Source organism: Amycolatopsis sp. NPDC049252, assembly GCF_043197175.1.
Lineage (GTDB): Bacteria > Actinomycetota > Actinomycetes > Mycobacteriales > Pseudonocardiaceae > Amycolatopsis.
On record NZ_JBICSQ010000161.1, the window covers coordinates 1 to 7,804 of the forward strand.

Annotated in this window: 7 protein-coding genes; 3 read left to right on the plus strand and 4 right to left on the minus strand. The window is 74.1% G+C overall.

The features are described from left to right. Positions 1 to 1,006 (plus strand): NADase-type glycan-binding domain-containing protein (locus ACGFMK_RS48455; protein WP_392778698.1); only part of this gene is annotated, 1,006 nt, incomplete at its 5' end. A gap of 11 nt (positions 1,007 to 1,017) precedes the next feature. After that, entirely contained in the window at positions 1,018 to 1,554 is a 537-nt protein-coding gene (locus tag ACGFMK_RS48460; RefSeq protein WP_392778701.1) for a phage tail protein, read from the plus strand. 201 nt (positions 1,555 to 1,755) lie between these two features. Here the strand turns inward: ACGFMK_RS48460 and ACGFMK_RS48465 are convergent, their stop codons facing one another. Continuing rightward, positions 1,756 to 2,154, minus strand: a complete 399-nt coding sequence (locus ACGFMK_RS48465; protein ID WP_392778703.1) for a PAAR domain-containing protein — start codon at positions 2,152 to 2,154, stop codon at positions 1,756 to 1,758. A gap of 3 nt (positions 2,155 to 2,157) precedes the next feature. Beyond that, a complete protein-coding gene (locus tag ACGFMK_RS48470) occupies positions 2,158 to 2,748 on the minus strand; it encodes a Pvc16 family protein (protein WP_392778706.1) in 591 nt (196 codons plus the stop codon). 141 nt (positions 2,749 to 2,889) lie between these two features. On the opposite strand from ACGFMK_RS48470, the gene ACGFMK_RS48475 reads away from it, so the two are divergent. Next, positions 2,890 to 4,161, plus strand: a complete 1,272-nt coding sequence (locus ACGFMK_RS48475; RefSeq protein ID WP_392778709.1) for a hypothetical protein — start codon at positions 2,890 to 2,892, stop codon at positions 4,159 to 4,161. Between the two features lie 32 nt (positions 4,162 to 4,193). Here ACGFMK_RS48475 and ACGFMK_RS48480 read toward each other — a convergent pair whose 3' ends face one another. Beyond that, positions 4,194 to 5,228 (minus strand): hypothetical protein, encoded by a 1,035-nt coding sequence (locus tag ACGFMK_RS48480; protein ID WP_392778712.1) that lies wholly within the window; start codon positions 5,226 to 5,228, stop codon positions 4,194 to 4,196. A 39-nt stretch (positions 5,229 to 5,267) separates the two neighbouring features. After that, on the minus strand, positions 5,268 to 7,804 hold a 2,537-nt coding region (locus ACGFMK_RS48485; RefSeq protein ID WP_392778715.1), incomplete at its 5' end, for a hypothetical protein.

The following is a 7,804-nucleotide window of genomic DNA, read 5'->3' on the forward strand; positions in this document are numbered from 1 at the left end:
CCCGGTCGGAGCGGCACCCCCACCGCCGCCACCGCCCGTGGACGGACCGCCGCCACCCCCACCCCCACCGGCACCGGCACCGGCACCGGCACCGGCACCGGAGACGACCGCCGCGGCGCTGGTGTCCCCGGTGGACGGCGCGCCGGTCGCACCGGAAGAGGTGCTGCCGCAGGAGGTCGCGCCCGCGGCACCACCGGCACCGGCGCGGGCGCCGTCGACCCGCAGGATCCAGCCCGGTGACCGGGTCTGCGGTGACTGCGGCGAGGGCAATCCGCCGAACCGGAACTTCTGCAGCCGCTGCGGCGAGTCGCTGAGCACCGCGGCGGTCGCCAGGACGCCGTGGTGGCGACGCCTGCGGCCGCGGCGGGGCCCGCACCTGGTGTCCCCGGCCGACCGGCCGGCCAAGCGGGGCGGCAACAGGCGTCTGGGCCGGCGGCTGATCCGCGGCGTCCGCACCTACGCCTTCGTCGCGGTGCTCGCGTTCGGCCTGCTGGCCGGGATCTACCCGCCGCTGCGCACGGCCGTGGTCGACCGGGTCACCGGGGTCAGGACCTGGGCGGCCGGCCTGATCAGCGGAGCCACGCTGAGCCCGGTGCACCCGACAGCGGTGCACCCGACCGGCACGCCGGTGCCGGGACACCCCGCGACCGCCGCGTTCGACGGTTTCTCCGACACCTACTGGCTGGCACCGTGGGCGCCCAACGGCCCGCAGCCGTCGGTGACGATCGACCTCGGCAAGCCGACGGCGCTGGCGAAGGTCGTCATCACCAGCGGGGCCGGCGGCGCGTTCGTCGCGCACGACCGGCCGTCGATCGTGGTGTTCGCCTATTCCAACGAGAAGTCGGACACCGTGACGCTGAAGGACAGCAAGGAGCCCCAGGAGGTCACGCTCCACAACGGACTGGCCGCCGGGATCGTGCACATCCAGATCCTCCAGGTGTACCCGGCACCCGACGCCACGGACGTCGGGGTGACGGAGTTCCAGTTCTTCGGCGTCGGCGGATAGGGGTTCGCATCGTGCGTGGACTGGTGCCGGGCGCGCGGACGCCCCGGCCACTGCTGGATCTGCTGCCGGCGGTGCTGCAGGAGGACCCCGTCGTCGAGCGGCTCACGCTGGCGCTGGACGAGGTCCTCGCGCCCGCGTTCGCCTCGCTGGACTGCCTGCCGGCCTACCTGGATCCCCTGCTGGCGCCGGACGACTTCCTGGCCGGCCTCGCCAGCTGGGTGGGCGTGCCGCTCGACGACGCCTGGCCGCGGCGGCAGCGGCGGGAAGCCGTGGTGCACGCCGTCGAACTGCACCGCTGCCGGGGCACGGCGCGGGGCCTGCAGTGGCAGCTCGACCTGATGTCCGGGGGCCTCGCCGAGGTGGTGGACAGCGGGGGCGTGCGCTGGTCGCGGACGCCGACCGGGCCCGAGCCGGCCACCGAGCCGGTCGAGCTGGTGGTCCGGGTCCGGGGAGCCGGGATGTCGGACGCGCAGCTGGCGGCGACGCGGGAACTGGTGGCGTGGGCCAAACCGGCGCACGTGCCGCACCGGATCGAGGTGGCCGGCTGAGCCCCGGCCCAGGCGCACCGAGCCGGCCGAGAGGCGATCCCATCGGAGGGCTTCGGACGTTCGGCTCGGCGCGTCCCGAATGGGTCATTCGGGACGCCGGAGGTCTGCATGAGTCATTCGCGACACTGCGAGCCGGCGCTTCCGAGAGGCACGATCGCGACCGTGCCGCGCCGGGTCGAGGTGGCCGGCCGGGCACGGTGGTCACGGTCCGATCTGGACGGTGCCGCCGCCCTGGATGGTGCCGTTGGGCGCCGGAGCCGGGTCCGCGCAGGTCAGCACCTTGTCCCCGACCCGGGCCGCGCCCTTGCCGTTGATCAGCACGGTCGTGCTGCCCTCGACCACGGTGCCCCGGTCGGCCGGTGGGTGGGCGAACGTGCTCGGCGCCGGTACGACGTGCGGTGGCACGTTGAGCGCCACCGAGCCGACGGTGGCCGCGCCGCGTCCGCCGATCAGCACGTTTGTGCTGCACTGCTGGGCCAGCTTGCCGCTGAAGGGCAACGGCGTCGAAGTCGGCACCGGACCGCCCGGGCTCGGCACCATGACGATGTGGAGGTCGGTGCCGAGCACCGCGTCACCCAGTTTGGCCGCGGGCTTGCCCATCGCTCACTCCCTGATCCGGTGCCGGGGCGGCTCGGAGTCGAGCGCCGGCCGTGGTGAGGGCGTTCCGCCGCGCACGCCCAGGTCCACCTCGCCCGGCGGCGCGGCCAGCGGCGCGGCGACCTTCGGGGTGAGCGTCACGCTGAGCACGACGTCGAGGAACGTCCTGGGTGGCACGCCGAACCCGGCCCACAGCTCGGCGGGCAGGCCGGCCAGGGCGGGGTGGGCGACGTCCAGGTCGATCGGCGGGCCGGACCGCAGCGGCGGCGGCAGGTACTCGAGCGGCACGTGCAGCAGGCCGGCGAGGGTGTCCAGCACGGCGCCCAGCCGGGCGTGCTCGACGAGCGTGTCCTCCGCCGACGCGGTGACCGCGTAACAGAACCGGTAGCGCCGCGGCGGCAGCGACCGCGCCACCACCCGGCCGCGCTCGTCCAGCTCGTCGGTCCACGACGCGGCGCGGGCGGCCACGTCTTCCTCGACCCGGTGCAGGAACACCGAAACCGGCGCGGCTCCCGGCCGGTCGAGGCGCACGTCGACCTCGCCGGGAAGGGCCGAGCCGATCAGCGCGGTCACCGCGGCGTCGACGTGCTGGATCACCCGTACAGCCTGCCCGCGGCCGGGTCGCGGGGGAAGGGCGATCGGGCAGGAACGGGGGCAACGCGGGCCGCGCCGGGACTGCGCGATGGGCTGTCCCCCGGCGATTCCGGTGCCGCGGTGGGTCGGCCCAGAGTGACACGCATGACTGCGTTCACGCTGCTCGGTGAGACCTCGTTCGCCGTCGACCCCGGAGCGGAGACGACCTGCGAAGTCCTGGTGCGCAACCAGAGTCCGGTCGTGGACCAGTTCACGGTCGACGTCGTCGGCGACACGCGGGAGTGGACGACGGCCGATCCGCCGATCGTGAACCTCATGCCGGGCACCGAAGTCACGCTGCAGGTGACGTTCGCGCCACCGCGGTCGGCCGAGGTGGCGGCGGGCGGCTACCCGTTCGGCGTCCGCGTCCAGTCGCGCGAGTACCCCGGCGACTCGGCGGTGGTCGAGGGACACGTCGAGGTCACGCCGTTCACCGAGCTGGACGCGGAGCTGCTGCCGACCAAGCGGCGCGGCAGCCGCCGGGCCAAGTACCAGCTCGCCGTCGAGAACCGCGGCAACACGACGATCCGTGTCGAGGTCGAGCCCTTCGACCCGGAGGACGACCGGATCCGGATCCGGCCCGACCGGACGTTCTTCAGCGTCCCCCCGGCGCGGGTGGCGCTGCTGGGGGTGCTGGTGCGGCCCTACGAACGGTTCCTGCGCGGCGATCCACAACCTCACCCGTTCGAGCTGAAGGTGCTGCACGAGAGCACCGACGGCACCTTGCTGGGCGAACCGCGGGTGGTCAAGGGGCTGATGACCCAGGAACGGATGCTGCCCAAGTGGGTCATCCCCGCGCTGGTGCTGATCTGCGCGCTGGGCATCGTGCTGGTCGCGCTGTGGTACGCGGTGCTGGTGCCGAACGTGAAGAACATCGCCACGTCGGAGGTCGCCGGCCAGGTCAGCCAGGCCGGCAGCGCGGCCGCGGCGGCGGGCGCGGCCGCGTCGGACGCGCACGGGTCGCAGCAGAGCGCCCAGGCGCAGCTCAGCGCCGCCGCGTCGGCGAGCTCGGCGAACACCCCGAAGCCGCTGGACTTCCGGGTGGCCGCGTTCGCCGAGCCGGTCACCGACGGCTCCTACCAGCCGTTCACGTTCACCGCGCCCGACGGCCGGGCGATGGACGTGTCCGACGCCGTCATGCAGAACCCCCGCGGTGACAAGGGTTTCATCCGGTTGTCCGTGGGTGGGCAGGTGCTGCTGGAGGCGGGCCTGGCCAACTTCACCGACCAGAACTACACCTACAGCAAGGGCCTGCACGTACCCCAGGGCGTGCCGGTCGTGGTCTCGGTCAACTGCGTGACGCCAGGGCCCGGCTCGGTCCGCTGCACCCCGTCGGTGTCGTTCTCCGCTCAGGTGCTGCCCCAGGGCCGCCAGTAGGCGTCACGCTGTGGCCACCACACACTGACCGGTCACGGCCGTGGTGGCGGTTCGTCCGAGGTCGTCGTTGTCGTGCCGGACGTCGGCGGCGCGCTCGGCTCGGTCGTGGGCGGGAGCGTCGTCGGCGGGAGTGTCGGCGGCGTGGTGGTGGTGGTGGTGGTGGGCGGGGGGTTCGTGGTGGACGGTGCGGGTGCGGTCGTGGTGGTGGTGACCACCGTGACGCCCGCCCGGTACCGGGCAGCCAGGGACAGCACCTGGGCGACGTAGGAGTCGGAGTGGTTGTACCGGCGGACCGCGGCGTGCAGGGACGCGGGATCGGCCAGGTCCGTCGCTCCGCTGCACAGGTAGACACCCGCGCCCACCGCCGCGTCGAAGATGTTGTAGGGGTCGGCGATCCCGTCGCCGTTGCCGTCCGCGCCCACCGCCCGCCACGTGCCGGGCAGGAACTGCAGCGGACCGATCGCCCGGTCGTACCCCGGGTCGCCGTCCAGCCGGCCGCCGTCGGTGTCCCGCACCAGCGCGAAGGCCCCACCGTCGAGCCGGGGGCCGATGATCGGCGGCCTGCTCACCCCGGACGTCGCCAGCACGGCACCGCCGAACCGGCCGTGGTTGCTCTCCACCCGGCCCAGCGCGGCCACCAGCGGCCAGTCCAGGTGGCAGGACGGCCGGCTCGCGGCGAGGGCGGCCTCGGCGTTGCGGTAGGCCGCCAACGCGGTCTCCGGGACGCCGTTCGCGGCCAGGCCTGCGGCCGTCGCCGGCCCGTCGCTTCCGGCCACCGAGCCGAGTTCGCCGGCCAACGCCGGCGCCGGCACGCCCGGCGGCGCCTCGACCGGCTCCGCGGGAACGAACGGCCCGGCGGCCGGAACCGCGACAGCGGGCGGGCCCGCGACGACGGGTACCGGACCGGCCAGCGCGACCGGCCGGACCCGGATCGGCGGGGCGGCGACGGTCAGCGCGCAGAACACGCACGTCCCGGCGGCCAGCGCGCCCAGCGAGCCGACCAGCGCCGCGTCCCTGACCTTGGCGCGCGTCGCCAGCCGGGCCTTCGCCTGCGCGATGCTCTGCATGTCTTCCCCTCCGCATGTCTTCCGCTCCGAGCGGGGTGGTCAGCGGCGCCGGCGACGGCGTGCGGTCAGCAGCACCAGACCGGCCCCGGCGACCAGGCACAGCGCACCCGCGCTCAGCATGGGCACGGTGTCGACGCCGGTGTAGGCGAGCCGCGCGGCCCGGTCGGCGGCCTTCGCCGGATCGGTGTGGCCCCCGGGACCGGTACCCGTGGCGGCCGGATCGCCGCTGCCCGGGGCCACCCCCGCGGGCGTCGCGTGGACGGGCGTGCTCACGACGACCTCCGCCGAACGCACCGCGGCACCGCCCGGTGTCACGCCGGTACCGATCGCGGTGGCCTTGACGCCGCCGCCCCCCACGTCGGCGGCGGTGATGCGGTAGGAGCCGGTGCAGGTCATCACGGCGGCCGGCGCCAGCGTGCCCGGCGCCGTCGGGTCACACGTCAGCGAGGGCGATCCGGACGCCGGCGGGGCCAGGGTTTCGACGGCGGTGACGGCGCCGAGGGACACGCTGCCCCCGTTGGTCAGGGTCACCGAGTAGACGATCACGTCGCCCTCGTCGTCGACGGTGTCGCCGTTGCGGTCCTCGATCGAGGTGACGACGTTGCCCGCCACCAGTGCCGCTTTCGTGGCGAGCTCGGTCGTCACGGCGACCGGGCCCGCGCCGACGGCCTTGTTGCCTGCCGTCCTGGCGCTGCACGTCGCGGTGCTGACGACGGTGCCCGAATCGACGTCGGCCTGGGTGATCTTGTACGAAGCCGTGCAGGTCAGGGTGTCTCCCGGGGCGAGCGTGACCGGCGCGTCGGCCGAGCACTGCAGGATCGGCGCCGGGGCGGCGGGCGGGCTGAGCCGCGCGGTGAGCACCACGGTGGTCAGCGTGACGGTGCCGGTGTTGGTGGCCGTCAACGCGTAGCTGATCACGTCACCGGTGTCGTCGACCGAGTCGTGGTTGTCGTCGGCGACGCCGGTGACCGTGTTCGTGACCGACAGCGCGGGCACCGCGCCCAGCGGCGTGGTGACGGTGCTCGGGGCAGACTCGACCGATTCCTGGGTGGGCGACACGCCGGTCGCCGTCACGGCGTATTCGACGGACCCCTTGTCCACATCGGACTGGGTGACGACGTAGGCGCCGGTGCAGGTCATCACGGCACCCGCGGTCAGTTTGCCGGGCTGCTTCGGCGAGCAGGTCAGCGCCGGGTCCGGCCCGCCGGGGGACGCCAGCCGGCCGACGACCGAAACCTGGCTGAGCGTCACGGTCCCGGTGTCGGTCACCGCGACGGCGTACTTGACGGTGTCACCCGCTTCCAGTGTCCCGTTGCCGTTCTGGTCGACGAGCCCGGACACCGACGCCACCGCCGTGATGCCGCTGCTCTGGTTCAGCGGCATGGTGCGGGTGACGGGATCGGCGGTCACCTTGGTGGCGCCGGACTTGCCCGACGCGGCCACGGTCGCGACCACCTCGCCCTTGTCCACATCGGACCGGCCGAGGGGGTAGGTGGCCGTGCAGGCCAGTTGCGCCCCCGGGGCCAGCGTCGCCGGGGCCGCGGGCACGCAGTCCAGCTCCGGCGCGGGGCCGGCCGGCGCCGCCAGGGCCAGCGTGGCGCCGACCGCGGTCAGCGTCACGGTGCCGCTGTTGGTGACGGTGGCGCTGTAGGTGACGGTGTCGCCCGCGTCCGTGCGGCCGTCGCCGTCGACGTCGGTCAGCACGCCGGCCGCGAGCTGCGTGGCCAGCTCCCCGTCCTGGGTCAGCCGGGTGGTCGTCTCGCTGGGCGCGGCGTCGACCGCGCGGCCGGCACCCGCGCGGCTCGTCCCCGACGCGGTGGCCGTGGCCGTGACGGTGGCCGCCTGGGTGTCTACATCGGACGGTGTGATGGTGTGGGAACCGCTGCAGCCCAGTACCGCCCCGGGCACGATCGACACGGGATCCGGTGAGTCACAGCTCAGCGGGACCGCGCCGGTCGTGGCGCCGGTCGCGGTTTCCGTGACGGTGACGCCGGAGACCGTGGAGTTGCCCGTGTTGGTGACCTGCACCCGGTAGGTGATCGTGTCGCCCGCGTCGGTGAGGCCGTTGTGGTTCTGGTCGGCGATCCCCGAGACGCTGTTGGCGACGGTGAGCTTCGGGGTGTCGGTCAGTGTCGTCGACGTGCTCCCGTCGCCGCTCGCGCTCAGCGTCGTGGTCTGGCCCGGCAGCGCCGGCAGCTGGCCGATGGCCGTCGCCGTCACGTTCACCCGGCCCCGGTTCAGATCCGCCAGCGACAGGGTGTGGTCGGCCACGCAGGTGTCGGTGCCGTTGGCCTGGATGGACTGCGAGGGGCACGAAGCGACGGACAGCGGGGCACCGGTGTCGGTCACCTCGGCGGTGATGGTGACGTCGTCCAGGGTGACGCTGCTGTTGTTGCGCGTGACGATCGTGTAGGCGATGGTGTCGCCGGCGTCCTGCACTCCGTCGTTGTCGCTGTCCTCGTAGACGCCGGTGACCGTGACGGCGAGGGCGATGGGGTCGATCGTCACGGAACCGTCGCCGCCGTTGTCGCTCTGGTAGACGACGGACGTGATGGACGCGAGCACGCACGAACTCC

Excerpts from the sequence above, each read along its gene's own strand:
- ACGFMK_RS48465 (WP_392778703.1), bottom strand. The coding sequence starts at position 2,154 with ATGGGCAAGCCCGCGGCCAAACTGGGTGACGCGGTGCTCGGCACCGAC.
- ACGFMK_RS48475 (WP_392778709.1), top strand. The coding sequence starts at position 2,890 with ATGACTGCGTTCACGCTGCTCGGTGAGACCTCGTTCGCCGTCGACCCC.
- ACGFMK_RS48480 (WP_392778712.1), bottom strand. The coding sequence starts at position 5,228 with ATGCAGAGCATCGCGCAGGCGAAGGCCCGGCTGGCGACGCGCGCCAAG.